This is a genomic window from Pseudomonas sp. stari2, assembly GCF_040760005.1.
Lineage (GTDB): Bacteria > Pseudomonadota > Gammaproteobacteria > Pseudomonadales > Pseudomonadaceae > Aquipseudomonas.
Genome location: NZ_CP099760.1, coordinates 4271932 through 4296599, shown reverse-complemented (window position 1 = coordinate 4296599; position 24668 = coordinate 4271932). Strand labels below are relative to the sequence as shown.

Here is a 24668-nt window from a genome sequence, read left to right as displayed (position 1 = left end):
GGCATTCGCGGCATTCGCGGCAGGCTGTGCCGTGGCCGACTGACTGGAGAGTTTTCATGAGACCGTTTTGGCTGGAGCAGGCCTTGCAGCTCGATTCGTCCGAACCGTGCCCGCCGCTGCAAGGCGAAGTGCGCACCGACGTGTGCATCGTCGGCGGTGGTTACACCGGGTTGTGGACGGCGATCATGCTCAAGCAGCAGAACCCCGAACTCGATGTGTTGCTGATCGAGGCCGATATTTGCGGCGCCGGCGCCAGTGGGCGCAACGGCGGTTGTGCGCTGTCATGGTCGGCGAAGTATTTCACCCTCGAGCGGCTGTTTGGCGTCGAAGAGGCGGTGCGGCTGGTCCAGGAGTCCGAGCGCAGCATTCACGCCATCGGCGAGTTCTGCGGGCAGTACGGCGTCGATGCCGATTACCGGCTCGACGGTACGCTTTACACCGCGACCAATCGGGCGCAATGCGGCTCGACCGATGCAGTGATTGCGGCGCTTGAGCGCAACGGCATCAACTCGTTCACCCAGCGTCCGCTCGCCGATGTTCAGCGCATGGCCGGCTCCGATAAACATCTGGAAGGCTGGTTTTCGCCGGCGGCCGCCAGTGTGCAGCCGGGCAAACTGGTGCGCGGGTTGCGCAGAGTCGCATTGCAACTGGGCGTGAAAATTCACGAGAACACAGCGATGACCGGATTGGAGGAAGGGCGTCCGGTACGCCTCCAGACGACCAGCGGCAGTGTGGTCGCTGACCGCGTGGTGCTGGCGATGAATGCCTGGATGGCGCGGGCTTTTCCACAGTTCGAGCGCAGTGTGGCGATTGTCTCCAGTGACATGCTGATCACCGAGCCGCGCCCGGAGCTTTTGCAGGAAATCGGCCTGACCAGCGGCGTGACTGTGCTCGATTCGCGGATTTTCGTGCACTACTACCACAACACCCCGGACGGCCGGATCATGCTCGGCAAGGGCGGTAACACCTTCGCTTACGGCGGGCGGATGCTGCCGGTGTTCGATCAGCCATCACCTTACGCCGGGTTGCTCAAGCGCAGCCTCGACGATTTCTTCCCGGCCTACGCCAATGTAAAAGTCGACGCAACGTGGAACGGCCCGTCGGATCGCTCGGTCACCGGCCTGCCGTTTTTTGGCCAGATGAGTGCCAGCGGCAATGTGTTCTACGGATTCGGTTATTCCGGCAGCGGCGTCGGGCCGTGTCACATGGGCGGGCAGATTCTCGCCTCGCTGGTGCAGGGGCTCGACAACCCGTGGACACGCTCGCCGCTGGTCAGCGGGCCGCTGGGCTATTTCCCGCCGGAACCGATCCGCTATCTCGGCTCGCTGATGGTGCGCAACGCCATTCGCCGCAAAGAACGCGCCGAAGATCACGGGCGGCGGCCTCGGCACCTCGATGTGCGTCTGGCGAAATTCGCTGCCGCCGCCGGCAAGGCCGACAAGGGTTGAACGTCAGGACGAAGGCGAGGGGCGGTTGAGCAACCAGTCGAGCAACAGGCCGTCATCGTGCGGTTCCGGTTTTTTGCGCGCCGGACGAGGCTGGCTGACGTCCAGGCACAGGATCGGTCGATCCGGATCGCTGTCGAGAAAACTCACCCACACTTCGCTGCCGGCACGGGGCAGCGCTTCCCTGGCGATCCGGCCGCCACTGCCGACCAAGGCAACCGCCAGCCATAACCCCTCACTGTCGGTATTCTGCGTCAGCGCGGGCCATAACCGGATAGCGATTCGGCCCAGATCGTCCAGCTGTGGAGGTTGCCCGGGCGAGCCCAGCACTTGCGCCGGGTGATACCCAGGAATGCTCGGGCGCGGCTGTCGCAGCAGTGGGCGAAACTCCGTCGACCAAGGCTGTGCGGTGAAGTCGTTGTGATATCGGCGGGGCGCGGACATCGGGTCGAGAATCGACGGTTGCTGGCCCTGATGACGCAATTCGGTGATCAGCCACTGCTCGTTGAACGCGCCCAGCGGATGATCCGTGACCTGCAACAAGTGGCCACTGAGCAATTGCGTGCAGTCACTGCGTCCCTGAATGCAACGGTATTGGCAGCGCTGGCGCTCCAGCTGTCGACGGCTGCGTTGATCGGCGTGGCGTTGCCCGGAGGGCGGGAATCCTCGCAGGGGTATGACGCCTGTCACCGGGTGATTGGCAGCGTCATCGTCGTTGCTCGGTTGCCCGCGCTCACGGACGGTGGGTGACACTTGCGTCATGACCGCGTCGTGACGCAGGAACAGCGTGCTTAGGGCGGGGGATTGAGCCTCGCTCTCTGGGCTGAAGGGCACGGGTATCGGTGACTGCGGAAGGTTCAGGCTGTCATCGGCGAACACCACGACATGGCCATCCGGCCGGTGCTCGAAGTGATAGTGGATGCCTTCTTCCTCGCACAGTCGATGCAACAGCGCCAGGTCGGACTCGTCGTACTGGATGCAGAATGGGCGCGGCGGATAGTGTCCCACCGTCAGGTCGAGCCGGTAACCGTCTGCGGGCAGGCGATGTTCGGTGAGCAGTCGTTCGAGAATGTCCGGCACGCTCAAACGGGTGAACACCCGGCGCCTGGGTTGCTGCTCCAACCTCTGCAGGTGCGGTACCAGCACAACGCTGTAACCGATCCGATGGGCGCCGCGATGTTCGCAACTGGCGCTGTGAAGGGTGCCGTGAAGGCCATGGTTTTCACTCAACTGCAGGAAGGCCGACCGATGCAGCAGGGTAGCGGGGGCGAGGGCTGGGGCAAGACCAACGACTTCTATCTCGAAACGAAAGGGCCGGTTCAGGCCTTCGTGGCCGCTGAAGCGCAGTACCGGCAGGCGCAGACCACCCTCGATGAGGTTCAGCGTGAAGGGACTTTCCTTGTCATTGAGCATTCGGATGGGCTCTGTTGGGTGATACGGGCCACAGAGGGTACGAAACCGCAGTACGAAATGGTCATGACAAACCGGTTTTTCAGAATCGCCCTACGAGGTGTGTAGAAGATGTCGACACGTGACGGAATTTTTGGTCGATTGCCGACTTTAGGCCGTATAAACTTGGCGCCACGCGTCGGCCAATAGATGTCTCGGCGCCACAGATCAAGAGAGTGAGTAATGGGCGCACAGTGGAAGGTTAAACACAAAGAAGCGGCAGCCAACGCCAAGGGCAAGATCTTCGGCAAACTGGTGAAAGAAATCACCATCGCTGCCCGCAACGGTGCCGATACCGCCACCAACGCACACCTGCGTCTGGTGGTCGAACAGGCCAAGAAAGCCTCGATGCCCAAGGAAACCCTGGATCGCGCGATCAAGAAAGGCGCGGGCCTGCTGGGCGAGACCGTTCAGTACCATCGCGTGACTTACGAAGGTTTCGCTCCGCACCAGGTTCCGTTGATCGTCGAGTGCGTCACCGACAACATCAACCGCACCGTCGCGGAAATCCGCGTGGCGTTCCGCAAGGGCCAGCTGGGTGCTTCCGGTTCTGTAGCGTGGGACTTCAACCACGTCGGCATGATCGAAGCCTCGCCAGACACCCCGGACGCCGATCCGGAAATGGCCGCGATCGAAGCCGGTGCTCAGGACTTCGAGCCGGGCGAAGACGGTGCGACCCTGTTCCTGACTGATCCGACCGACCTCGACGCCGTGCAGAAAGCCCTGCCGGAGCAAGGTTTCACCGTGCTGTCGGCCAAGCTGGGCTATCAGCCGAAGAACCCGGTCAGCGGCCTGAGCGATGAGCAGATGGCTGAAGTCGAAGCGTTCCTCGAAGGCCTCGACAACCACGACGACGTGCAGGAAATGTTCGTCGGCCTGGCCGGCTGATCCGCTGCGTCAAAAGTGCTGCCATCGCGAGCCCGGCTCGCGATGGCGGTGTAGCGGTTATAACGATTCCAGCTGCTGCACGACCTCGTTGAAACCCGGCCGCGCCAGCACCTCCGGCTGACAGCAGCGCTGTTCCAGTGCCTCCAGCCGCACACGTCGATCCGCGCTCAGACCCGAGTCGATTCGCGCCAGCAGTTCCCCCAGCAAAATGCCGAAGGCACGTACTTCGATGCGTTGCAGCGCGCGGGTTTCCGGGTTGTCCGTGGTGGCATGAAACGACGCCGCGCCAAAGTCTCCCAGCAGGCAATCGCCCCGATCATTCAACAGGATATTGTGCCCATAGAGGTCGCCATGGGTGATGCCTTGTTCATGCAGATGTTCGGCGACCGACGCAATCCCCTTGGCGATGCGCAAGGCGACATCGGCACTGAACCGGCAGTCATCGGTGTAGATATCCCGCGAACAGGACGCCAGGCTCGGCAATGCGGCGAGGTTGCGATAGCTCGGGTCGATCAGTTGCATCACCAATCCTTGCTGGCCATCTGGGTGATTGTCGATGCGTCCTTCGACCCGGATCAGGTTGGGGTGCAGCCCGGCGGTGATGCAGGCATTCATCTCGTGCAACGGTGAACCGTCGCTGGTCATTTCGCCCTTGTAGAGCTTTACCGCCACGGAACGCTCAGGCTGGCCGACCGGCTGCCACGACGCACGGGAAATGACCCCGGACGCGCCTTCGCCCAACCGTTGCTCCAGACGCAGGGTCGACCAGTCGATCAGCGGCGTGGCCTGGAGTGCGGCGGCGTCGGCCTCGGTTTCCAGCGGGTTGCCGGCGTAGGCCAGCCAGGTCAGGCTCGGCAGGGTCAACAGCCATTGCGGCAATTCTGTCAGCTGATTGGCAGCGATGCGGATCAGCTCCAGTCGATGGCACTGACTCAACGATGGCGGCAGGGCGCGCAGACGGTTACCGGCGAGCATGAGCTTTTGCAGGAGCGGGCGCTCGCCCAGTTCGGCTGGCAGGGTTTCGATGAGGTTGTCGGTCAGGATCAGCCAGCGCAACTGCGGTGGCAGGGCGGTGCCGGACACTCGGACGATCCCGTTGGCCTTGAAGCCGATCATGCTCAGGGCCTGGCACTGGCCAAGGCATTCGGGTAACTCGGTGAACCGGTTATCGGAACAGAACAGCACGCGCAAGTGCGGCAGACGGTGCAAATCGTCCGGCAGGCTGCTCAGTTCGTTGCCACTGAGGTTAAGTACCTCAAGCGTGTCGGCCAGTTCGAAGATCTCTTGTGGGAACTCGGTCAAGCCTTCGACCAGGTCCAGCCGGGTGATGCCCGACAGTTCGCCGGCGCGCAATTGAGCAAGGGTGTGCATGTAAAAGGTCGCTATCGAGAGGGCGCCATGACGCCGGGAATGGGCGGCATGATAACGGCAAATCAGGCCGGTTCGCGCACTTCCGCCAATTGCCCCAGCCGGCTACGGGTGCGGGCCAGGTCAATGGCGTTGCCGGCCAGGCTTTCGTGCAGAGGCAGTTGTCCGAGCAGCGTCAGGTGTTTGTCCTGGTCGTAGAGCACATCGATCAGGTTGATGAAACGCTGCTGGACGGCGATCGAGCATTCGTCCAGTTCCGGCAGTTCATCGATGATCCACTGGTCGAAGCGCCGGCACAGCTCCAGATAATCCATCACGGCCGTGGGCTGCTCGCACAGGTCATTGAAGGTAAAGGCAGCGCGGCGGCCTTCGCATAGACGCGCCTGTAAAACCCGATTGCCGACCGTTAACGGCTGCGGTGCGGTATCCCGTGGCGGCAAATCCAGCGCCAGCCGTTGTGCCGGTGTGGCCGGCCAGACGTAATGGCCCTGGGTGAACAACTGATGCGCGTGATTGCGCGCCTGGCTGCGGTAGTCGTGGGGGCCGCCAACTTCCATGACCTGCATGCGGGCGTTGATCAGGTCGATCACCGGTTTGAACCGCGCGTGATACAGCGGATTGGGCAACAGGCCTTCCGGCGGGTAGTTGGAGGTCACCAGCAACAGAATTCCACGCTGGAACAAGGCCTTGTACAACCGGGTGATGAGCATCGCGTCGCCGATGTCATGCACATGGAATTCGTCGAAGCACAGCACCCGGCAGTCCTGCAGCAACTCATCAAGGGTGGTGCCGAGGGCGTCGTCCTGTTCGCGATGCCGGAACATCCCCTGATGCAGGCGGGCGAAGAACTCATGAAAGTGCAGGCGTTGTTTCTGCTGGATCGGCAACGCCTGGAAGAAACCGTCGAGCAACCAGCTCTTGCCGCGCCCGACGGCACCGTGCAGGTAGAGACTGGGCGGGGTTTGCGCCGAAGGGCCGAACAACAGGCCGGCCTGTTGTGCCATGCAGTCGATCACCCGCTGCTGGCTGTGGCTGAGGGTATAGCCCTGGCCATGGGCCTTAAGCCGGAAGTAATCGCGGATTGACTGGGCGCTGGCGCAATGGCCAGCACTGGCCAGGTTTCGCTTGCCGAACAAACGGCGCAACCCTGAAAGGCGCTGGGACAGACGCGAACGTTCGGGCGGTCGGGCGGGCACGGTGAGGTCACTCCGTCATCGTCGGGCCGGCTCCCCCCGAGCGCGGCGACGTAGTGTAACCAGATGGATAGTTTGCCTTCCACTGCGCTTTATCGGCCAACAGTCTTTCTGCACAGTAATCTGCGGTGCGTACAGGTTTTTTCAGTGCCATGGGGTAACGGATCGACAACTTTTCGAAACATATCCCGCACATTCAGTGGATCCAATCGACTGGCGCAATCGGCGTCCGTTGCTAACCTGAAACACTGTAACGGCAGAGAAGCTGTCGCCAACAAGGAACGGGCAGTGAATGCAGGGATGGTCTGGGCATTGCTGGGCGGGCTCGCAACAACGGTACAGGCCGCCGACCTGCAGGTCGAAGTGCGCGTCGATGTACGGCGCGGTTGCCAGTTGATCGGTCAGCAGCGGGAAGCCGGTATCGAGCAACTGGGCGTGCTCGACTTCGGCAACACGGCGCGCCTCGATGATCCGGCCGGGCCGCTCGGGGCGGCGCTGATCAATTCGCGATTGCCGCGCCTGGAATGCAACCCGGACACGCCGTATCAGCTGCGCGTCGATGGCGGCCTGCACGGCGGGACTGGCGAAGTGCGTTACATGGCAGGCGAGGCGGGAGGCAAAGCCATCCCTTACCGCTTGTATCAGGATGCCGCGCGGCGGGTGCCGCTGGTGGTGGACGTGCCGGTCAGCGGGCGAGTGCCAGACAGCGGTTCGGTTGAATTGCCGCTTTATGGGCGGATCGAGCGGATGACGGAAGTTCCGTGGGTCAGCCGGTATTCGGATCTGGTCAAGGTAACGGTCACCTGGTGATCGAGCGGGATGCAACAGGAAATCGACGTTCAATGACGAACGCGGAGGTCGATTGATGCTGAAGGATCAGAAGGAGTAGGGACGCAATGACAGGCAAGCACTGGCTGGTAGTCGCCACAGGCGCATTGCTGTTGCTCACGGAGGATGCGCAAGCCACGATCAACGGGCAGATTCATGCGCGACTGATACTGATCGCCGGCTGTGAGGTGACCAATTCCACAAGCCCCGCCAGTCCGGTGGGCGATTTCGGCAAACTCGATTTCGGCCAGCAGGGCCCGACCTGGAATGCGCCGATCAAGGCCAGCCTGGCCAATGACAGCAGCGGCCGGCTTAACGTTGCCTGCAACCCTTCAGTGACTGGTTTTACCGTGACCATCGATGGTGGCGCCCATGGCGACGGCAGCACCCGCCGCTTGAGCAACGGTCGCCAGACCATTCCCTATCAGCTGTTTCTCGATGCTTCGGGCAGCCAGAGCTACAGCATCGGCCAACAACACAATTTCGCTGTCACCAGCGGCGCGCAGATACCTATCCCGGTATTTGGCTCGGTGGTGGCGAACACCCGTGCGGTACCGGCTGGTGTCTACACCGACACCCTGACGGTGACGCTCGATTGGTAAACCGTAGAGGAAGGACACCATGCGTACGATTGCATCAAGGATAGGTTTGTCGTTGCTCGGCCTGACGCTCGCCTCCAGCGTCAACGCGGCCACCACGGTCACCGGGCAGATCACCTCCAGCCTGATCTTGACCAGCAGTTGCCAGGTCAACGGTTCCGGCGGTTCCACAGGCCTGAACTTCGGTGCCCTGAACTTCGGTACCGCCAACAGCCTGTTCACCACTGCGACCGGGCAGGTGCTGGGCGGCGGTGGCGGAGCCTTGTCGATTCTCTGCTCGGCCGGCACAACGCCGTCGGTCAAGGTGCGGGCCGGCGCCCACGACGGGTTGTCGCCTGGCGGCACCCGTGCGCTTTACGACGGTGTTGCCAACTACGTGCCCTACGACCTGTACACCGATGCCGGGCACTCGCAATTGCTGGCCATCGACGGCGTGATCAACCTCGCCGCCAGCACCGGTGTGGCGCAAACGGTGAACATCTACGGTCAGGCGGTGGGCAAGGCCGGCCTGCCGGCGGGCACTTACACCGACACGATTTCAGTTGAGCTGACGTTCTAGTGCCATGGGCCGGCATGGTTGTGCGGCGCTGCTCCTGCTGTGCGCGGGGGCTGTGCCGCTGCCGTTGGCGGCGGTGACCAGCCAGAGCTTTCAGGTCAGCGCGACGATCACACCGGGCTGCCTGGTAGTGGGGGGCGTGTCGAACTATGGCGGACTGAATTTCGGTTCGAGTTCGGCGCTGGCCACCGGCACGGTGCAAGTGGCATTGACCGGCGGCGTGCAGTTGCAATGCACGCCGGGGGTGACGCTGAACATGACGGTCGATGGCGGGCAGTACAACAGCGGCGGGCGCCGCATGCAGATCAGTGGCGGCAGCGCGAAGGTGGCGTATGCGCTGTTTCGCGATGCGGCCTACAGCCAGAGCCTGGGCATCGGGCAGAGCGTTGCGGTGGCCTATAGCGACGCCAACAACATCAGCCTGCCGATCTACGGTCAGGCGCAGTTGCCGGGCAATCAGCCTGGGGGGACGTACAGCGATGTGTTGCAAGTGCAACTGTCGTGGTGATGCAAGGCACAAGGAGCGGGTTTATGGGGTTTATCACGTCAAGGCGATGGCTCGTGCGTTGCGCGATGTTGATGTTGGCTTTGCTTGCTGGTGTCAAGGCGCAGGCGGCCAGTTCGGTGCTGATCTGGCCCATCGATCCGGTGCTCGAAGCCGACCAGCAGGCCAGCGCGCTGTGGCTGGAGAATCGTGGCAGCGAAACCGCCAATCTGCAGATCAGGGTGTTCGGCTGGAGTCAGAACGGCTTCCAGGAGCAATACCAGAACCAGCGTGACGTGATCGGCAGTCCGCCGGTGGCGAAGATCGAACCGGGACAGAAACAACTGGTGCGCCTGACCCGCACCAAAGACGTGCCGCCCGGCCAGGAACTGGCCTACCGGATCATCATCGACGAAATTCCCTCGGCCCAGCCTCCTGCCGCCGATACCGGGAAAACCGCCGCCGCAATCCGCTTCCAGATGCGCTATTCGGTGCCCTTGTTTGCATACGGTGCCGGCCTGTGGAGCAAGGAAGACACGACCCGACAGCGTGATCCCAAGGGCATCGGCCTGCCGCAATTGAGCTGGCGCACGGTTTCGGTCGACGGCAAACCCTATGTGGAAGTGCGCAACCAGGGCGCGGTGCATGCGCGGTTGACCGATGTGGCGCTCAAGCAGGGCGGGCAGAGCAAGCCGTTGGCGGAAGGGCTGTTGGGTTATGTGTTGCCCGGCGCGGTCATGCGCTGGCCGGCGCCGGGATCAACAACGGGAGAACTGGCCGGTCGGATCAATGGCGCGGCACAGGTACAGAGCATCGCTCCGGCGAAGTAAGGATTTCGGCCTGCGGGCCGGGTAGTGCGGGGCCGCCGGGCAAGCGACAGGCCTGCGGGCAGCAGCGGTTTCAGGAGGAACCAGTCCATTGACGGACGAAGCACGCTAATGGGGCCGGGATGGGCTCGCCGTATTCAGCGTCCGTTGTGGCTTGTCACCGGCGCGTGTTGCCTGATGTTCATTCATCCATCCAGGGCCGGCGAACTGCCGCCGCCTCCCAGCGGCATGGAGGCCGTCAGCGATGCACAGTTGTTTCTGGAACTGGTGGTCAACCAGATGAATACCGGACGCGTAGTGGCGGTGGAGCAGCGCGGCGGGCAGTTGTTCCTGCCGGCCAGTGTGTTGCGCGACACCGGCATGAAACTGCCCGAGAGTGCCGGTACCGAAGTCGATCTCGACGGTCTGCCGGGGCTGCACAGCGACTACGACAGCGTCGGCCAGCGACTGCTGCTCGATGTGCCGCCGGACTGGCTGCCGGAGCAGTTCATCGGCAATCGTCAGGTCTATCCACGTACCCCGGCGCTGAGCAGTTTCGGCGCTTTGTTCAACTACGACCTGTACCTCAACGACACCGATGATGCCGGTACTTATCTGGCGGCATGGAATGAAATCCGGGTGTTCGACAGTTGGGGCACGCTCTCCAGCACCGGGCAATACCGGCGCACCTTGTCGGGTGATTCGGTCAGCACGCTGAGCAACGGGTATCTGCGCTACGACACCACGTGGCGCTACTCCGATGACGAGCGGATGCTGACCTACGAGGCAGGGGACGTGGTCAGCGGCGCCTTGCCCTGGAGCAGTTCGGTGCGTCTGGGGGGCGTGCAGTTCTCCCGGGATTTCGCGGTGCGCCCGGATCTGGTGACCTATCCGCTGCCACAGTTCGCCGGTGAAGCGGCGGTGCCGTCCTCGGTGGATCTGTTCATCAACGGCTACAAGTCCAGTAGCACCGATTTGCAACCGGGCCCGTACACCCTGACCAACATCCCCTTCATCAACGGTGCGGGCGAAGCTGTGGTGGTGACCACTGATGCACTGGGTCGGCAGGTATCGACCACCGTGCCGTTCTATGTCACCAGCAGCTTGTTGCAGAAGGGCTTGAGCGATTTCTCGATAAGCGCCGGTACGCTTCGACGTGATTACGGATTGAAGGATTTCAGCTACGGGCCGGGCGTAACGTCCGGCAGCCTGCGTTATGGCATCAGCGACAGCTTCACGCTGGAAAGCCACGCCGAAGCGGCCGACTCACTGACCCTTGGCGGGCTCGGTGGAAATCTGCGGCTGGGCAATTTCGGGGTTCTCAACAGTGCGATCAGCCAGAGCCGTTTCGACGGTGAGGGCGGTCAGCAATACAGCCTCGGTTATCAGTACAGCGCCCAGCGTTTCAGCTTTTCCTGGCAACGGTTGCAACGCCGCGACCAATACGCCGACCTTACGGTGGTCGACAGTCCTTACACCAGCCTTAGCAAGCGCAGCGAGCAGGCGACCCTGAGCCTCAACCTTGAGCGCTGGGGCAGTCTGGGTGTCGGCTACTTCGATATCCGGGCGGCGGACGATTCCCGCACGCGGTTGCTCAACCTGAGCTGGAGCAAGCCATTGTGGCGCAACAGCAGTTTCTACCTGTCGGCCAACCGCGAAATCGGCGACGCCAACTGGGCGGTGCAGGCACAACTGGTGGTCCCCTTCGACCTGCGCGGTAGTCTCGCCATCAGCAGCGAACGCAGCAAGACCGGGCAGACTCAACAGCGCGTCAATTACAGCCGCGCCGTGCCATCCCAGGGAGGGGTGGGTTTCAATCTCGGTTACGCCAACGGCGACGGGCCTGATTACCGTCAGGCTGACGTGACCTGGCGACTGCAATCGGTGCAATTGCAGGCCGGTGTCTACGGTACATCGGATGCCGAAACCCGCTGGGCCGATGCCAGTGGTTCGCTGGTGTGGATGGATCACCAAGTGTTCGCGGCCAACCGCATCGACGATGCGTTCGTGGTGGTCAGCACCGATGGTTACGCGGATGTTCCGGTGCGTTACGAGAACCAGCAGGTCGGCCAGACGGATCGCAACGGTCATTTACTGGTGCCGTGGAGCAGTGCCTACTACCGTGGCAAATATGAAATCGATCCGTTGAACCTGCCGGCCAACGTGCGCACCCCGAATGTCGAACAGCGCATTGCCGTGCGCCGTGGCAGCGGTTATCTGCTGGAGTTTCCGCTGAGCCGGGTGATCGCCGCGAGCATCGTGTTGGTGGATGCACAGCAGCAGGAATTGCTACTGGGCAGCGGTGTACTGCACGAGGAGAGCGGCACGCGGACGGTGGTGGGCTGGGACGGGCTGGTCTACCTGGAAAACCTGCAGGCGCAGAACTCGCTGAGAGTGACTCTGGCGGATGGCAAGAGCTGCCAGGTGCAGTTCAAAGTTGACCTGCAGCAGGATCAGATCCCCCTGATCGGGCCGTTGGTGTGCCAATGATGTGGGCACGGCTCTGCCTGTGGCTGGCGCTGATGTTGCCGGGGGCGGCGCAGGCGCTGTGTTCGGTGGTCACCACCACGCCGGCGGCGTTCGGCACGATCAGTTCGATTGCGGTTCGCACCACGTCGCAACCCAGTTCCACACTCAACGGCGGGTTGAGTTGTACAGGTTCGCTGTTGTCGCTGTTGGCCAACAACGATCACTTCTGGGCCACGGTAACCTCCACCCAGGGCGGCTTGCTCGGGCCCACCGGAGACGTCATCGGCTATACGATCTACGCCAACAACAGCACCAGCTACCCGTTGACCCGCGGCACGGCCTACGACTTCGCCCGCAACGGCATTATCGATGCGCTGGGATTGCTCAACGGTACCGTACCGAAAACCGTGCCGCTGTATTTCGGCACAACGATTGGCAGCAATGTGGCAGCCGGGGTGTACACCGAAACCCTGAGCATTTTCTGGAACTGGAATTACTGTTCGGGCATCGGGGTCGGCGGACTCTGCCTGGGCCGCGACATCAACAGCGGCACCACGACGCTGACAGTCAACCTGACCGTGGCCAACGATTGCACCATCACCGCGCCCAACATCGCGTTCGGCAGCGCGCCGGTGATCAGTGCGTTTACCCCGGTCACGGGGCAGACCATCAACCTGGCCTGCACCAAGGGCAGCGCCTATACCGTGGGTTTGAACGACGGCCAGAACGCAGTCAGCGTCGGCGGTCGACGACGAATGATTTCCGGCAGCAATTACCTGGCCTACGACATTTTCAAAAGCGCCGGCACCACCCGCTGGGGCAGTGTTGGCGCTGCACGTCGAGCCAGCAGTGATGCCGAGGTCAATCCCGGCAATGGTCTGGGTACCGGCAGCCAGATCTTCAACTACAACGCGAAGATCTACACCGACCAGACCACGCCGCCCGCTGGCACCTACCTGGACAATGTGGTGCTGGATGTGGGGTTCTGAGCCGGCTAGAAACTCAGGGATTGCTTGAGCATTTCTGCCGCAGGCGTATCGGTCGGGCTGACCATTGCGTAGTTGTAACCCTTGCCCGACCAATATTCGGCCTGAAGATCCCCGTCCTGGCGACTGCCCCGGGGCAGAAAGGTATTTTTCGGTCCCGGTGGACGCACGTAGAAACTGACCTTGTGCCCGCTCTGGTCTTCATACATCACCATCGCCGCCGGGCCTTCATCGGTGCTCAGCAGACGGCCGCTGACCGGTGCAAATCCGGCCGACGTCAGGTCCGGCAGGCGATTGGCCTGAGTGAAATAGCGGTCGAGCCAGCGCTGGATATCGCCGTCACCATCGACCTTGTAGTCCGCCGGCAGAAGCCCTTGCTGGGCGATCAAACGGTACGCCTGCAAGGCATCCGTCATCGGTGCGGGGGGATGAAACACGGTCATGTCCCGAGCCTTCCAGCCCCCGACACCGCCGAGGCTGACGGCAATCAACAGCACCGCTGCGCTGGCCCATTGGCGGCGCGATCGATGCTTGAGCCGTTGGCGGATCAGCGCCGGGTCCAGATCCGGATTGACCGGTTGCTGCAAGGCACCGCCGAGGGCGGCGCGCAGGTGTTGGGCATCCTGTTGCCAGGCGCGGATCAACGCGGCGTCTTCCGGGTGGCTGGCCAGCCAGTTTTCCAGCACACGCCGGTCGGCGTCGCTGAGCTGGTGGTCGATGTAGGCGTGCAAATCACGCTCGCTGGGGGGCAGGCTGATCATTTGAGTATCCGCAAGGAAGGGCTGCTGATTTCGCCGTCGCTGAGCTGGCGCAAAGCCTGGCGGGCGCGGGACAGGCGCGACATCACGGTGCCGGTGGGGACGTCGAGAATCTCGGCGACCTCCTTATAGGTCAAGCCTTCCACCGACACCATCAGCAACAGCGCGCGCTGTTCGGTGGGGAGGCGATCGAAGGCTTGCAGGGTAGATTGGGCAATCACCGTGCGCTCCACCGAGGGTTCGGCGTCATCGCGGCCGGTGAAGAATTCGAGCATTCGGGCGTAGCGCCGGGAGCGCCGGTGCGCATCGAGGAACTGGCGGTACAGGATCGAAAACAGCCACGCGCGAAGATCGCCCTCGGCGCGCTTGTCGCGCCAACTGGACAGGGCTCTCTCCAGGCTGGCCTGAACCAGATCGTCGGCGCTGCTGCCGTTGCGCGTCAACGACACGGCAAAGCGCCGCAATCTGGGAATGATTTCTCTCAGTTGTTCGTCGAATTCGCTCATGAAGTTCTGCTAGTCACTACGCTGTGGACTAGGAAGACGTCCGGCATTCGAGGTTATTCCACGTTCGGAAAAATAAATACCGGGCCGTGGAATAAATCCTGATGGCGTGCGTCTTGCTGATTCTTCCTACTTGTGGCCGATGGCCCTGGAGTCTTTCATGGTTGATCGCAGCTCACCGCCCGGCGGGCCACAACGCCCGCCATTGAGTGCCGCGAGCCTGGTGTTGCGTCTCGGCGGTATCGCCGTGGTGGTCGCAGCAGTGGCCGGGGTTTTTGCCTACGTTCATGGCTCGTTTGACCCACAACGCCTGACGCCCAAGGCGTTGGTTGATGTACTGGAAAAGAACAACGGCGTGCACCCGGGGTTTCGTCGCAATCACGCCAAGGGCGTTTGCGTCATCGGCCATTTTGAAAACAGTGGTGAGGCGCGTCCTTACTCTGTCGCGCAGGTGTTCAATGAGCCACGCACCCCGGTAGTCGGGCGCTTCGCGCTGCCGGCGGGTAATCCTTATGCACCGGACAGCGCCGTACCGATTCGCAGCCTGGCGCTGCGTTTCACCCAGGCCAACGGCCAGCAATGGCGCACCGGGATGAACAGTATGCCGGTGTTCCCGGTCGGCACACCCGAGGCGTTCTATCAGTTGCAGCAGGCGCAATCGCCGGATCCGGCGACGGGAAAACCGGACCCGAGCAAGGTCCCGGCGTTCTTTGCCTCGCACCCGGAAGCCGTACCGTTCCTGACCTGGATAAAAACCGCCAAACCGTCGGCCAGTTACGCGACGGAAACCTACAACAGCATCAACGCGTTTTATCTGGTGGATGCCAGCGGCAAGAAACAGGCGGTGCGCTGGAGCATGACGCCTCTGGCTCAGGATGCTGCCGGTGCGACTGCGCCTGAAGGTAGCGACTTCCTTGAGAAGGACCTGGTGCAACGCCTGGCCGAAGGGCCGCTGCGCTTTCAGTTGAACATCACCTTGGCCAACGCCGACGATCCGGTGAACGATGCGAGCAAGACCTGGCCCGCCGGCCGCAAAGTGTTGAATGCAGGCACTCTGGTACTGGAAAAGACCCAGCCGCAGCTCAGCGGTGAATGCCGTGACATCAACTACGATCCGCTGGTGCTGCCGGCCGGTATTCAGGGTTCCGACGATCCGTTGCTGGCCGCGCGCTCGGCCGGTTACGCCGATTCCTACCTGCGTCGCACCAGCGAAGTCAGCCAACTGCCGACCGGCAAAAAGGAGGCTCGTCCATGAGCACGCAACCGACTCATTTCAATCCGCTGGCGCGGCTGTTGCACTGGCTGATGGCGTTGATGATCATCGCGATGTTGTTCATCGGCGCCGGCATGGTGACCTCGGTGTCGGCGCGGCATGAATGGCTGATCAACCTGCACAAGCCGCTGGGTATTGCGATCCTGTTGCTGGTGATCGTGCGCATTCTGGTGCGACTGGGCACGCGTCAGCCACCACTGCCGGAGGATCTGCCGGGCTGGCAGGTGATGGCGGCCAAGGCCTCTCATCTGTTGCTGTACGCGCTGATGCTGGTGTTGCCGCTGCTGGGCTGGGCGATGATCAGCGCGGCGGGGGATCCGGTGATGCTCGGCGCGTCCCTGCAATTGCCGTCGATCGTGCCGGCGGATGCGCAGGTGTTTGCGTTGCTGCGCGAGGCTCACGGGTATCTGGCGTATTTGTTATTCCTGACCGTGCTGCTGCATCTGGCGGCGGCGCTGTTTCATGGCTGGGTGCGTCGCGACGAGGTGCTCGACAGCATGCTGCGGGGACGCAATCGCAACTGACTGCAGACGTTAATCCGGCGTGGCGAGGGAGCACATTTGCTCGCCACGTTTTTGCGGTGCCAATGTTCGCCACCAATACATCAGCGCGACGATGTTTATTCCGGCACCCAGCCAGCAGACGCCCGGCCATCCTGCCCAGGCGTACATGGCCGTCGAGGCGATCGAGCCCAAGGCGCTGCCAATTGAATAAAACAGCATGTAGCCGGCGGTCAGTCGGCTCTGTGCCTGTGGGCGGACGCTGTAGATCATGCTCTGGCTGGTGACGTGCACAGCCTGCAAGCCCAGATCCAGGGTGATTACCCCGAGTAACAGCCCCCACAACGAGGATTGGGTAAATGCGATCGGTAGCCACGAACCGAGCATCAGCAGCAGGGACAAGCCGCTGACCCATTGCCCGAATCCGCGATCCGCCAAGTGTCCGGCTCTTGCGGCGGCCAATGCGCCAGCCGCGCCGGCCAGTCCGAACAATCCGATTTCACTGTGGGAAAGCGACAGCGGCGGGGCGGCCAACGGCAAAACCATTGGCGTCCACAGCACCATGGCGCTGGCGAAGGTGAGCAGCGCCAGGATCGCTCGTCGGCGCAGCACCGGCTCCTCTCGAAACAGAGTGAACACTGAAGTGATCAGTGCCACGTAACGCGTGTCCGGTCGTGCTTCTTCGTCCTTGGGCAATACCCGAAACAGCAGCGCGGCCATCACCAGCGTCAATCCTGCCGACAACAGATAGATCGAACGCCAGCCGGCCAGATCAGCCATGCCGCCCGCTACCGTGCGCGCGAGCAGAATGCCGACGACGATGCCGCTGGTGATCACGCCGACAACTTTTCCGCGTTGCGCGGGGACGGCAAGAGTTGCGGCGTAGGCGACCAGCACCTGGGTGACCACCGCAAGCAGACCGGTCAGGGTGACGCCGATCAGCAGCCAGGCGCTGTTCGGGGCCACCGCAATCATCAGCAAGGCTGCGGCGGACAACAGCGTTTGCGTGACGATCAGCCGCCGCCGATTGAGCAGATCGCCGAGGGGCACGAGCAATATCAGACCGATTCCATAACCGATCTGAGTCAAGGTCATGACGATGCCGATGCTGCCCGGCGATAGACCGAAGGCGTCGGCCATCGCATCCAGCAGCGGCTGGGCGTAATACACGTTGCCCACCGCGAGGCCGCAAGCGATAGCGAAAAGCAGTACGACACCGTTATCGAGTGTTGCAGTTTTCATGTCCCGGATCCTTTCAGGTTTCAAGTTGAAACTTGATTGACGGTAAGTAATCCGGTTTTTATTTGCAACCTGATTGGGTAAAAGACGGCACAAAAAAAAGATCGCAGACGGGCTGCGATCTTTCGTGAAGCGAAAAACAGGGTGGGGGGATCAGCGCAGGGTGTCGACCATGTCGGCGATGGTGGTCAGCACATCTTTGCCCAATTGTTTTGAGCGCTGGCCCGACCAGCCGGTGAGCGGGTTCGGCGCGTCATCGTGATCCTTGAACGGCATTTCCAGGGTCAGCGACAGGCAGTCGAACTTCTGGCCAACGCTGTTGCAGGCCAGGGTCATGTTGGCCTGGCCCGGTTCGTCGCGGGTGTAGCCGTACTTGGTCTGGAAATCTTTGGTGGTGTGTTTCAGGTGGCTGCGGAAGTGCTCTTCGAGTTTTTCGATTCGCGGGGTGTAGCCCGGGTTTCCTTCGCAACCAGCGGTGAATACGTGGGGTATTTCTTCGTCGCCGTGTATGTCGAGGAACAGATCGACGCCGTACTTTTCCATCTGCTGCTGTACGAAAAGGACTTCCGGGCTGACTTCCTGACTGGCGTTCTGCCAGGCGCGGTTCAGATCCTGGCCCATGGCGTTGGTGCGCAGGTGGCCGTGGAAGGCACCGTCCGGGTTCATGTTCGGCACCAGGTACAGATCGGCACTTTCCAGCAACTTTTTCAACACTGGATCGTTGTGATGCTCCAGACGTTCGATCACGCCTTCCATGAACCACTCGGCCATGTGTTCGCCGGGATGCTGCTGGGCGATGATCCAGATCTTGCGACGGCCTTCAGCGCCGGTGCCTTTGCGCAACAGTTGAATGTCACGGCCTTCGACGCTTTTGCCAGTGGCCAGCAGTTCGGTGCCGGCCTTGGTCAGCGCTTGCTCGATCAGCCAGTCATGACGGCCACGGCTGTAGGGTTCGAAGTACGCGAACCAGGCGTGGGTCTGCTCGGCTTCGAGACAGAAGCGCAGACTGTCGCCTTCGAATTGGGTTGGAATGCGGAACCAGTTGACGTGGTCGTAGGACGCGACGGCCTGATAGCCGGTCCAGGCTTTGTTGTAGGAGGACTGGCTGGCGTTGACCAGACGGAACCAGTGTTCTTGATGTACATGCAGGCCGCTGGCCTTGAAGTGGAACCACTGGAAGTGGGCGCTGCGGGTATCTGGGCGAATGGCCAGAACCGGACTGAGCGGGTTGCTGATATCGATGACTTGGATGTTGCCGCTGTCGAAGTTGGCGCTGATGTCGAACGAAGATTTGGCCACGGTCATAATCGGTTCCTGAATATGATTTTTATGGCGGCTACTTTACACGCAAGACTGGGGTGAAACCGAGGGAAATTGCGGGGTGTGGCGGGGGGGGCGTCCTCCATGACGCGGATGCAGCTTAGTAGCTGTGCGATTGATTCTCAAGTGCTAATTGGCATTACTTTTCCCCAATGCGGCCGGGGTTCGCTTGCCAAGCGATATTCTTTTGATATTATCCGCGCCATCGAATTTGCAGAACCTAAAGACTTCATTAGCCTGAAGCCACAAGCCAGAAAACTGGCAAAAAAAGACCCGGCAAAAAGCCGGGTCAAAAACCGTGATTAGCCTGATGAGGAGATAGTCCAGAAGACCGACCTAAGGTCTCTGGTCCATCGACTGATCTTGCGACCAGTTGCTTGCAATAGTAATCATTATCATTTGCAAGTCAAACGTTTTTATCTGCGCGATTGGAAAATTCTTTCCTGTCCGTCTTCAGCGAACCCCGCCATCGAGCGAGTGATCGACCATCGCTCGTGCCATGTCGACCATGTGCACGACCGAAAACGCCAAATCCCGACTGACGCCCTGCAAGCCGTCTGCTGCCTTGAACGCCGTGGCTGCTGCACATCGCAGCAAATCCGAGGCGTGGACCAGGGATTCTTCGCCACTCAGGTTATTGTTCACGCCGAAAAAGCGTTCCTCCACTTCCGGTTCTGACACAGCCGGTTTCAAGTAATAGTCCAATGCGCGTTGCGCAGCGGCGCACCCTTGCGGAGACGTGAAGGTGGTGTCCATTTGCAGGTCGGGCAGGTCTTTGCTGGTGATATTCATGGGGAAAGGTCACTCCTTGGTCGATTCAAATCCGTGAACCTAGAATAGTACTTAGAGTATTTGTGACCAGAATTTAAATACTACAATATGTGTTTTGATGGCACGGGACGGGCACGTATGGTGCCGCACATGGATAAATGGATTGAGTTGGTCAAGGCCAAAATGAGTGAACTCAACGTCACTCAAGTCGAGCTCGGCGAGCGCGTCGGCATGTCTCAGGGCGGTATCGGCCATTGGCTGAACAAGCGCCGTGAGCCCGGCATCACGCAAATGAACCGCGTGCTGAAAGCGCTGGGCATGGAGTTTCTCGAAGTCGCGGTGGTGATCCGCGAACCGCAAGTCGACAAGGACGACGAAATGCCACTGGCGCAGAAGTACAACCCTTACTTCCGCTATCCGGTCAGCGACTGGAATGTGCCGATCGAGGCCCGCGAGAGCCAACCTGTGTATTCGAGTGGTAAGGACAAGCGACGCTTCGAGCTGACGGATTACCACGCCCGAGGCCCGGCGTTCTGGCTCACAGTGGCGGGCAATTCGATGACCGCGCCCACGGGGCAAAGCATCGGCGAAGGGATGCTGATCCTTGTGGATCCTGCGGTGGAGGCGGAGCCCGGCAAACTGGTGATCGCCCAGTGGCAGGACAGTGACGAGGCGATTTTTCGTAAATTGATCGAAGAGGGCGGCCAGCGTTACCTGATGCCGCTCAATCCGACCTGGCCGAAGGCCTTGTTTACCGACGAGTGCCGAATTATCGGTGTCGTGGTTCAGGCAACGGCCAAATATTAGTCAGATCGATCCTCGCCAGGCGTAGGATCGATCCACCTTTCACGCTTCTTCCAGTTCGACCAGCGCGCTGCCTTCGCTGACCATTTCGCCTTCCTGGCAATACAGCGCCTTGATCACGCCGGCGTGGGGCGCGCGGATGCTGTGCTCCATCTTCATCGCTTCCAGCACCACCAGTTGCGCACCGGCTTCAACCGCTTGTCCGGCCTCCACCAGCACTCGCACGATGCTGCCGTTCATCGGTGCAGTCAGACCGCCCTGATGGCTGTGACTGGCTTCAACAGCGCTGATCGGGTCGTACATTTCAACGCGCCGCAACTCGCTGTCCCATTGCAGAAACAGAACCTCTCCACGACGAATCGCCCGCAGCTGTCGACGCAGTCCATCGTGCTCGACCACCAGTAGCTCGCCGATCAGTTTTGCATTGCCGCCAGCTCCGAGCGTCAACGCCCGATCCTGCTCCTCGCAGCTCAAATGCAGAGTGATTTCGCGAGGCAAACCGGCGCGCAAACCGCTGTGAAGCGCCCAGGGCGAAGCGGGATCATCTGCCCGAGTCATCCCCGGCAAACTCTGCGCAAAAGCCTGCGCCGCCGCATCCCAGAACTCATCACTCAGTGCAGCAGGCGCTGGCAGCAACTGTTCCTGATAGCGCGGAATGAACCCGGTATCCAGCTCCGCTGCCGCAAACGCCGGATGACCTATGATCCGCCGCAGGAAGTTGATATTGGTCTTCAACCCGCCAATCGCAAACTCATCGAGCATGCTCAGCAGTCGCAAACGCGCCTGCTCACGATCCTCGCCCCAGGCAATCAACTTGCCGAGCATCGGGTCATAGAACGGCGAAATCTCGTCGCCTTCCTCAACGCCGCTGTCCACACGGCGCCCTGGCCCGGCGGCGGATTCGCGATACAGATCCAGGCGACCGGTCGCCGGAAGAAAATCATTCGATGGATCTTCCGCATATAGCCGCACTTCAATCGCATGCCCGTTCAGCGGCACTTGATCCTGAGTGATCGGCAACGCTTCGCCACGGGCGACGCGAATCTGCCAGGCCACCAGATCGAGCCCGGTGATGGCCTCGGTGACTGGGTGTTCAACCTGCAACCGCGTGTTCATTTCCATGAAGAAGAACTCGCCGCGAGCGTCCAGCAGAAACTCCACCGTGCCGGCGCCGACGTAACCGATGGCCTGCGCTGAACGCACAGCGGCTTCGCCCATCGCCCGACGCAGTTCTGGACTCAGGCCCGGTGCCGGCGCTTCTTCAACGACCTTCTGATGCCGACGCTGAATCGAGCAGTCGCGCTCGTTCAGGTAGAGGCAATTGCCATGCTGATCGGCAAACACCTGGATTTCCACGTGGCGCGGCTTGAGCAGGTATTTCTCCACCAGCATCCGCGAATCGCCGAACGACGACTGCGCTTCACGCTGAGCCGAGGCCAGCGCTTCAGCCAGTTGGCTGACGTCTTCAACCACTTTCATGCCCTTGCCGCCACCGCCGGCCGTGGCCTTGAGCAGCACCGGGTAGCCGATGCGTTCGCAAGCATCGCGGAAAGTGTCCAGATCCTGGGCTTCGCCGTGATAACCCGGCACCAGCGGCACGCCGGCGGTTTCCATCAACGCTTTTGCGGCGGACTTGCTGCCCATCGCGTCGATGGCCGAGGCGGGCGGGCCGAGGAAGATCAGGCCGGCCGCTTCGATGGCGCGGGCAAACCCGGCGTTTTCTGAAAGAAAGCCGTAACCCGGATGAATCGCCTGAGCGCCGCTGGCCTTGGCCGCCGCGATCAGTTTGTCGATTTGCAGGTAACTGTCGGCCGCTTTGCTGCCGCCCAGGTCGACGCGAATATCCGCTTCACGGCTGTGCCGGGCTTCCCGGTCGGTGGCGCTGTGCACGGCAACGGTGGTCAGGCCCAGCGACTTGGCGGTGCGCATGACCCGACAAGCGATTTCGCCACGGTTGGCCACCAGCAGGGTGGTGAGAACAGGTGCGCTCATCAACGCGGCTCCTTGGTGGTGGTTGCGGCTTGCCAGCTCGGCGGACGTTTCTGCAAAAAGGCCCGCAAGCCTTCCTGGCCTTCCGGGCTGACGCGGATGCGGGCGATGGCGTTTTCGGTGTAACGACGCAGGGCCGGCGTCAGCGCGCCGTTGCCGACTTCACGCAGCAGATCCTTGCTGGCGCGCATGGCGGCGGGGCTGTTGTGCAGCAGGTTGTCGATCCATTGCTCGACTTGCTGTTCAAGCTCGGTCGCCGGATAGCTTTCCGACAACAAACCGATTTCCCGCGCCCGCTGACCGCCGAAACGCTCGGCTGTCAGCGCATAACGCCGCGCCGCGCGCTCGCCGATGGCTTGCACCACGAACGGGCTGATCACCGCCGGCGCCAGGCCAATGCGTACTTCCGACAGACAGAATTGCGCCTCATCGGCGCCAATCGCCATATCGCAGCAACTGATCAGACCCAGCGCGCCGCCGAACGCCGCGCCTTGCACCACGGCCATGGTCGGGAATTTCAGTTTGGCGAGGTTGTACATCAGCTCCGCCAGTTCCCGGGCGTCGTCAAGGTTGGTGTGGTAATCGAGTTCGGCCGATTGCTGCATCCAGGCCAGATCGGCGCCGGCGCTGAAGTGTTTGCCGCGTCCGCGCACCAGCAGGAAACGCAGGCTGGCGTCGCTGGCAACCTTGTCCAAAGCCAAAATCAACTCGCGGATCATTTCGGCGTTGAACGCGTTGTTCTTTTCTTCGCGGCTCAGCCACAAGGTCGCGAAACCCCGTGGATCGCTGTGCAGTTCGAGGGTGTTGAAATCGCTCATGAGGTTCTCCCGATCACATCCGGAACACGCCGAAGCGGCTCGGTTCGATAGGCGCGTTCAACGACGCGGACAAGGCCAGGGCCAGCACATCGCGGGTCTGCGCCGGGTCGATGACGCCGTCGTCCCACAGCCGAGCGCTGGAATAGTAGGGGTGACCCTGCTCTTCGTATTGGTCGAGAATCGGTTGCTTGATCTCGCTTTCCTGCTCGGCACTGAACGCCTGACCGCTGCGTTCGGCCTGCTCGCGCTTGACCTGTACCAACACGCCGGCCGCCTGCTCGGCGCCCATCACGCCGATCCGCGCATTCGGCCACATCCACAGGAAACGAGGATCGTAGGCCCGCCCGCACATGCCGTAGTTACCGGCACCGAAGCTGCCGCCGATGATCACGGTGAATTTCGGCACCTTGGCGCACGCCACGGCGGTTACCAGTTTCGCGCCGTGCTTGGCGATGCCGCCGGCCTCGTATTTCTGGCCGACCATGAAGCCGGTGATGTTCTGCAGGAACAACAACGGAATGCCGCGCTGGCAGGCCAGTTCAATGAAGTGCGCGCCTTTTTGCGCGGCTTCCGCGAACAGGATGCCGTTGTTGGCGAGGATCGCGATCGGGTAGCCGTGCAGGTGGGCGAAGCCGCACACCAGCGTCGTACCGAACAGCGCCTTGAATTCATCGAACACTGAACCGTCGACCAGTCGTGCAATCACTTCGCGCACATCGAATGGCTGCTTGGCGTCCGCCGAAACCACTCCGTACAACTCATCGCTGGCGTACAGCGGCGCAATCGGCGTGCGCTGCTGCACTTCGCCGAGCTTGCGCCAGTTGAGGTTGGCGACGCTGCGGCGGGCGAGGGCGAGGGCGTGCTCATCGCTTTCGGCGTAATGGTCGGCCACGCCGGAAATCTTGCAATGCACATCGGCCCCGCCGAGGTCTTCGGCGCTGACCACTTCACCGGTCGCAGCCTTTACCAGTGGCGGACCGGCGAGGAAAATCGTCGCCTGATTGCGCACCATGATCGCTTCGTCAGCCATCGCCGGTACATACGCGCCGCCAGCGGTGCACGAACCCATGACCACGGCAATCTGCGGAATGCCCATGGCGCTCATGTTGGCCTGGTTGAAGAAGATCCGCCCGAAGTGCTCGCGATCCGGGAACACCTCGTCCTGACGCGGCAGGTTGGCGCCGCCCGAGTCCACCAGATAGATGCACGGCAGGCGGTTCTGTTGGGCGATGGTCTGGGCGCGCAGGTGTTTCTTCACGGTCAGCGGGTAGTACGAACCACCTTTCACCGTCGCGTCGTTGGCGACGATCATGCACTCGACGCCTTCCACGCGGCCGATCCCGGCAATCACGCCAGCGGCCGGCACGTCTTCGCCATACACAGCGTGGGCGGCCAATTGACTGATTTCCAGAAACGGCGAGCCCGGATCGAGGAGGCGGTTGATCCGCTCACGCGGCAGCAGCTTGCCCCGCGATGTGTGACGTTCCTGAGCTTTCGCGCCGCCACCCTGAGCCACTTGGGCAAGCAGGGTATGGAGGGCGTCGACCTGTTCGAGCATCGCCGCGCTGTTGGCGGCGAACTCCGCTGAACGGGGATTGAGCTGGGTATGCAGGATAGCCATG

At 61.7% G+C, this 24668-nt stretch carries 24 protein-coding genes; 13 read left to right on the top strand and 11 right to left on the bottom strand.

The genetic code is table 11. From position 1 onward, the window contains the following. The first annotated feature begins 56 nt into the window (after positions 1-56). Positions 57-1448 (top strand): FAD-dependent oxidoreductase, encoded by a 1392-nt coding sequence (locus tag NH234_RS19570; RefSeq protein WP_367253958.1) that lies wholly within the window; start codon positions 57-59, stop codon positions 1446-1448. Between the two features lie 3 nt (positions 1449-1451). On the opposite strand, the gene NH234_RS19565 is transcribed toward NH234_RS19570, so the two are convergent. Further along, positions 1452-2858 carry a type VI secretion system Vgr family protein gene (locus NH234_RS19565; RefSeq protein WP_367253957.1) on the bottom strand — a complete coding sequence of 469 codons (1407 nt, stop codon included), beginning with the start codon at positions 2856-2858 and terminating at the stop codon, positions 1452-1454. A 219-nt stretch (positions 2859-3077) separates the two neighbouring features. On the opposite strand from NH234_RS19565, the gene NH234_RS19560 reads away from it, so the two are divergent. Continuing rightward, positions 3078-3782: a YebC/PmpR family DNA-binding transcriptional regulator gene (locus tag NH234_RS19560; RefSeq protein ID WP_085732202.1), complete on the top strand. Its 705-nt coding sequence runs from the start codon at positions 3078-3080 to the stop codon at positions 3780-3782. 57 nt (positions 3783-3839) lie between these two features. Here NH234_RS19560 and NH234_RS19555 read toward each other — a convergent pair whose 3' ends face one another. After that, positions 3840-5153: a leucine-rich repeat-containing protein kinase family protein gene (locus NH234_RS19555; RefSeq protein ID WP_367253956.1), complete on the bottom strand. Its 1314-nt coding sequence runs from the start codon at positions 5151-5153 to the stop codon at positions 3840-3842. A 62-nt stretch (positions 5154-5215) separates the two neighbouring features. Continuing rightward, positions 5216-6346 (bottom strand): cell division protein ZapE, encoded by a 1131-nt coding sequence (gene zapE, locus NH234_RS19550; protein ID WP_367253955.1) that lies wholly within the window; start codon positions 6344-6346, stop codon positions 5216-5218. Between the two features lie 297 nt (positions 6347-6643). On the opposite strand from zapE, the gene NH234_RS19545 reads away from it, so the two are divergent. The 7 genes from NH234_RS19545 to NH234_RS19515 all read left to right on the top strand — a co-directional run bounded on the left by NH234_RS19545 (position 6644) and on the right by NH234_RS19515 (position 13074). Next, a complete protein-coding gene (locus NH234_RS19545) occupies positions 6644-7153 on the top strand; it encodes a spore coat U domain-containing protein (RefSeq protein WP_367257213.1) in 510 nt (169 codons plus the stop codon). 86 nt (positions 7154-7239) lie between these two features. Continuing rightward, positions 7240-7773: a spore coat U domain-containing protein gene (locus NH234_RS19540; protein WP_085732198.1), complete on the top strand. Its 534-nt coding sequence runs from the start codon at positions 7240-7242 to the stop codon at positions 7771-7773. Positions 7774-7792: 19 nt separating this feature from the next. Beyond that, complete coding sequence (locus NH234_RS19535) at positions 7793-8329, top strand: spore coat protein U domain-containing protein (RefSeq protein ID WP_085732197.1); 537 nt, start codon at positions 7793-7795, stop codon at positions 8327-8329. Between the two features lie 4 nt (positions 8330-8333). Then, entirely contained in the window at positions 8334-8834 is a 501-nt protein-coding gene (locus tag NH234_RS19530; RefSeq protein WP_367253954.1) for a spore coat U domain-containing protein, read from the top strand. Between the two features lie 23 nt (positions 8835-8857). Continuing rightward, entirely contained in the window at positions 8858-9640 is a 783-nt protein-coding gene (locus NH234_RS19525; protein WP_085732195.1) for a molecular chaperone, read from the top strand. A gap of 108 nt (positions 9641-9748) precedes the next feature. Beyond that, on the top strand, positions 9749-12106 hold the full coding sequence (locus NH234_RS19520; protein ID WP_367253953.1) for a fimbria/pilus outer membrane usher protein: 2358 nt from the start codon (positions 9749-9751) through the stop codon (positions 12104-12106). Beyond that, positions 12103-13074, top strand: a complete 972-nt coding sequence (locus NH234_RS19515; protein ID WP_367253951.1) for a spore coat protein U domain-containing protein — start codon at positions 12103-12105, stop codon at positions 13072-13074. Before NH234_RS19520 ends, NH234_RS19515 begins: the two co-directional genes overlap by 4 nt. 5 nt (positions 13075-13079) lie before the next feature. Here the strand turns inward: NH234_RS19515 and NH234_RS19510 are convergent, their stop codons facing one another. Together NH234_RS19510 and NH234_RS19505 are read right to left on the bottom strand one after the other, a co-directional pair. Next, complete coding sequence (locus tag NH234_RS19510; protein WP_085732192.1) at positions 13080-13832, bottom strand: anti-sigma factor; 753 nt, start codon at positions 13830-13832, stop codon at positions 13080-13082. Beyond that, positions 13829-14335 carry an RNA polymerase sigma factor gene (locus NH234_RS19505; RefSeq protein WP_367253949.1) on the bottom strand — a complete coding sequence of 169 codons (507 nt, stop codon included), beginning with the start codon at positions 14333-14335 and terminating at the stop codon, positions 13829-13831. The genes NH234_RS19510 and NH234_RS19505 overlap by 4 nt, the downstream gene beginning before the upstream one ends. A gap of 157 nt (positions 14336-14492) precedes the next feature. Here NH234_RS19505 and NH234_RS19500 point away from each other — a divergent pair, with 157 nt between their 5' ends. Next, positions 14493-15587, top strand: coding sequence for a catalase family peroxidase (locus NH234_RS19500; RefSeq protein ID WP_367253948.1), 1095 nt, complete (start codon positions 14493-14495; stop codon positions 15585-15587). Then, positions 15584-16129: a cytochrome b gene (locus NH234_RS19495; RefSeq protein ID WP_367253946.1), complete on the top strand. Its 546-nt coding sequence runs from the start codon at positions 15584-15586 to the stop codon at positions 16127-16129. Before NH234_RS19500 ends, NH234_RS19495 begins: the two co-directional genes overlap by 4 nt. Positions 16130-16138: 9 nt before the next feature. On the opposite strand, the gene NH234_RS19490 is transcribed toward NH234_RS19495, so the two are convergent. Then, entirely contained in the window at positions 16139-17347 is a 1209-nt protein-coding gene (locus NH234_RS19490; protein ID WP_367253944.1) for an MFS transporter, read from the bottom strand. Positions 17348-17497: 150 nt separating this feature from the next. Continuing rightward, positions 17498-18649, bottom strand: a complete 1152-nt coding sequence (locus tag NH234_RS19485) for a M14-type cytosolic carboxypeptidase (protein ID WP_367253942.1) — start codon at positions 18647-18649, stop codon at positions 17498-17500. A gap of 99 nt (positions 18650-18748) precedes the next feature. On the opposite strand from NH234_RS19485, the gene NH234_RS19480 reads away from it, so the two are divergent. Continuing rightward, the gene (locus NH234_RS19480) at positions 18749-18970 is read left to right on the top strand and encodes a hypothetical protein (RefSeq protein WP_367253941.1); all 222 of its coding nucleotides are present in this window, start codon (positions 18749-18751) and stop codon (positions 18968-18970) included. A 147-nt stretch (positions 18971-19117) separates the two neighbouring features. Here the strand turns inward: NH234_RS19480 and NH234_RS19475 are convergent, their stop codons facing one another. Further along, positions 19118-19456, bottom strand: coding sequence for a DUF3077 domain-containing protein (locus NH234_RS19475; RefSeq protein WP_085732186.1), 339 nt, complete (start codon positions 19454-19456; stop codon positions 19118-19120). A 129-nt stretch (positions 19457-19585) separates the two neighbouring features. Between NH234_RS19475 and NH234_RS19470 the strand changes: the two genes are divergently transcribed. Then, positions 19586-20242 (top strand): LexA family transcriptional regulator, encoded by a 657-nt coding sequence (locus NH234_RS19470; RefSeq protein ID WP_085732269.1) that lies wholly within the window; start codon positions 19586-19588, stop codon positions 20240-20242. 39 nt (positions 20243-20281) lie between these two features. Here NH234_RS19470 and NH234_RS19465 read toward each other — a convergent pair whose 3' ends face one another. The 3 genes from NH234_RS19465 to NH234_RS19455 are packed head-to-tail and all read right to left on the bottom strand — an operon-like array spanning position 20282 to position 24667. Beyond that, on the bottom strand, positions 20282-22231 hold the full coding sequence (locus tag NH234_RS19465) for an acetyl-CoA carboxylase biotin carboxylase subunit (RefSeq protein ID WP_367253939.1): 1950 nt from the start codon (positions 22229-22231) through the stop codon (positions 20282-20284). Beyond that, complete coding sequence (locus tag NH234_RS19460; RefSeq protein ID WP_367253938.1) at positions 22231-23046, bottom strand: gamma-carboxygeranoyl-CoA hydratase; 816 nt, start codon at positions 23044-23046, stop codon at positions 22231-22233. Before NH234_RS19460 ends, NH234_RS19465 begins: the two co-directional genes overlap by 1 nt. Positions 23047-23059: 13 nt before the next feature. Beyond that, positions 23060-24667: a carboxyl transferase domain-containing protein gene (locus NH234_RS19455; RefSeq protein WP_085732183.1), complete on the bottom strand. Its 1608-nt coding sequence runs from the start codon at positions 24665-24667 to the stop codon at positions 23060-23062. Position 24668 lies beyond the last annotated feature (1 nt).

What these genes read in the sequence shown, in the direction of transcription:
- NH234_RS19510 (WP_085732192.1), bottom strand. Translation starts at nt 13,832, where the DNA reads ATGATCAGCCTGCCCCCCAGCGAGCGTGATTTGCACGCCTACATCGAC.
- NH234_RS19490 (WP_367253944.1), bottom strand. Translation starts at nt 17,347, where the DNA reads ATGAAAACTGCAACACTCGATAACGGTGTCGTACTGCTTTTCGCTATC.
- NH234_RS19495 (WP_367253946.1), top strand. Translation starts at nt 15,584, where the DNA reads ATGAGCACGCAACCGACTCATTTCAATCCGCTGGCGCGGCTGTTGCAC.
- NH234_RS19545 (WP_367257213.1), top strand. Translation starts at nt 6,644, where the DNA reads ATGGTCTGGGCATTGCTGGGCGGGCTCGCAACAACGGTACAGGCCGCC.
- NH234_RS19535 (WP_085732197.1), top strand. Translation starts at nt 7,793, where the DNA reads ATGCGTACGATTGCATCAAGGATAGGTTTGTCGTTGCTCGGCCTGACG.
- NH234_RS19540 (WP_085732198.1), top strand. Translation starts at nt 7,240, where the DNA reads ATGACAGGCAAGCACTGGCTGGTAGTCGCCACAGGCGCATTGCTGTTG.
- NH234_RS19475 (WP_085732186.1), bottom strand. Translation starts at nt 19,456, where the DNA reads ATGAATATCACCAGCAAAGACCTGCCCGACCTGCAAATGGACACCACC.
- NH234_RS19465 (WP_367253939.1), bottom strand. Translation starts at nt 22,231, where the DNA reads ATGAGCGCACCTGTTCTCACCACCCTGCTGGTGGCCAACCGTGGCGAA.
- NH234_RS19560 (WP_085732202.1), top strand. Translation starts at nt 3,078, where the DNA reads ATGGGCGCACAGTGGAAGGTTAAACACAAAGAAGCGGCAGCCAACGCC.
- NH234_RS19480 (WP_367253941.1), top strand. Translation starts at nt 18,749, where the DNA reads ATGACGCGGATGCAGCTTAGTAGCTGTGCGATTGATTCTCAAGTGCTA.
- NH234_RS19525 (WP_085732195.1), top strand. Translation starts at nt 8,858, where the DNA reads ATGGGGTTTATCACGTCAAGGCGATGGCTCGTGCGTTGCGCGATGTTG.
- NH234_RS19470 (WP_085732269.1), top strand. Translation starts at nt 19,586, where the DNA reads ATGGATAAATGGATTGAGTTGGTCAAGGCCAAAATGAGTGAACTCAAC.
- NH234_RS19455 (WP_085732183.1), bottom strand. Translation starts at nt 24,667, where the DNA reads ATGGCTATCCTGCATACCCAGCTCAATCCCCGTTCAGCGGAGTTCGCC.
- NH234_RS19555 (WP_367253956.1), bottom strand. Translation starts at nt 5,153, where the DNA reads ATGCACACCCTTGCTCAATTGCGCGCCGGCGAACTGTCGGGCATCACC.
- NH234_RS19505 (WP_367253949.1), bottom strand. Translation starts at nt 14,335, where the DNA reads ATGAGCGAATTCGACGAACAACTGAGAGAAATCATTCCCAGATTGCGG.
- NH234_RS19530 (WP_367253954.1), top strand. Translation starts at nt 8,334, where the DNA reads ATGGGCCGGCATGGTTGTGCGGCGCTGCTCCTGCTGTGCGCGGGGGCT.
- NH234_RS19485 (WP_367253942.1), bottom strand. Translation starts at nt 18,649, where the DNA reads ATGACCGTGGCCAAATCTTCGTTCGACATCAGCGCCAACTTCGACAGC.
- NH234_RS19520 (WP_367253953.1), top strand. Translation starts at nt 9,749, where the DNA reads ATGGGGCCGGGATGGGCTCGCCGTATTCAGCGTCCGTTGTGGCTTGTC.
- NH234_RS19460 (WP_367253938.1), bottom strand. Translation starts at nt 23,046, where the DNA reads ATGAGCGATTTCAACACCCTCGAACTGCACAGCGATCCACGGGGTTTC.
- NH234_RS19570 (WP_367253958.1), top strand. Translation starts at nt 57, where the DNA reads ATGAGACCGTTTTGGCTGGAGCAGGCCTTGCAGCTCGATTCGTCCGAA.
- NH234_RS19500 (WP_367253948.1), top strand. Translation starts at nt 14,493, where the DNA reads ATGGTTGATCGCAGCTCACCGCCCGGCGGGCCACAACGCCCGCCATTG.
- NH234_RS19565 (WP_367253957.1), bottom strand. Translation starts at nt 2,858, where the DNA reads ATGCTCAATGACAAGGAAAGTCCCTTCACGCTGAACCTCATCGAGGGT.
- NH234_RS19515 (WP_367253951.1), top strand. Translation starts at nt 12,103, where the DNA reads ATGATGTGGGCACGGCTCTGCCTGTGGCTGGCGCTGATGTTGCCGGGG.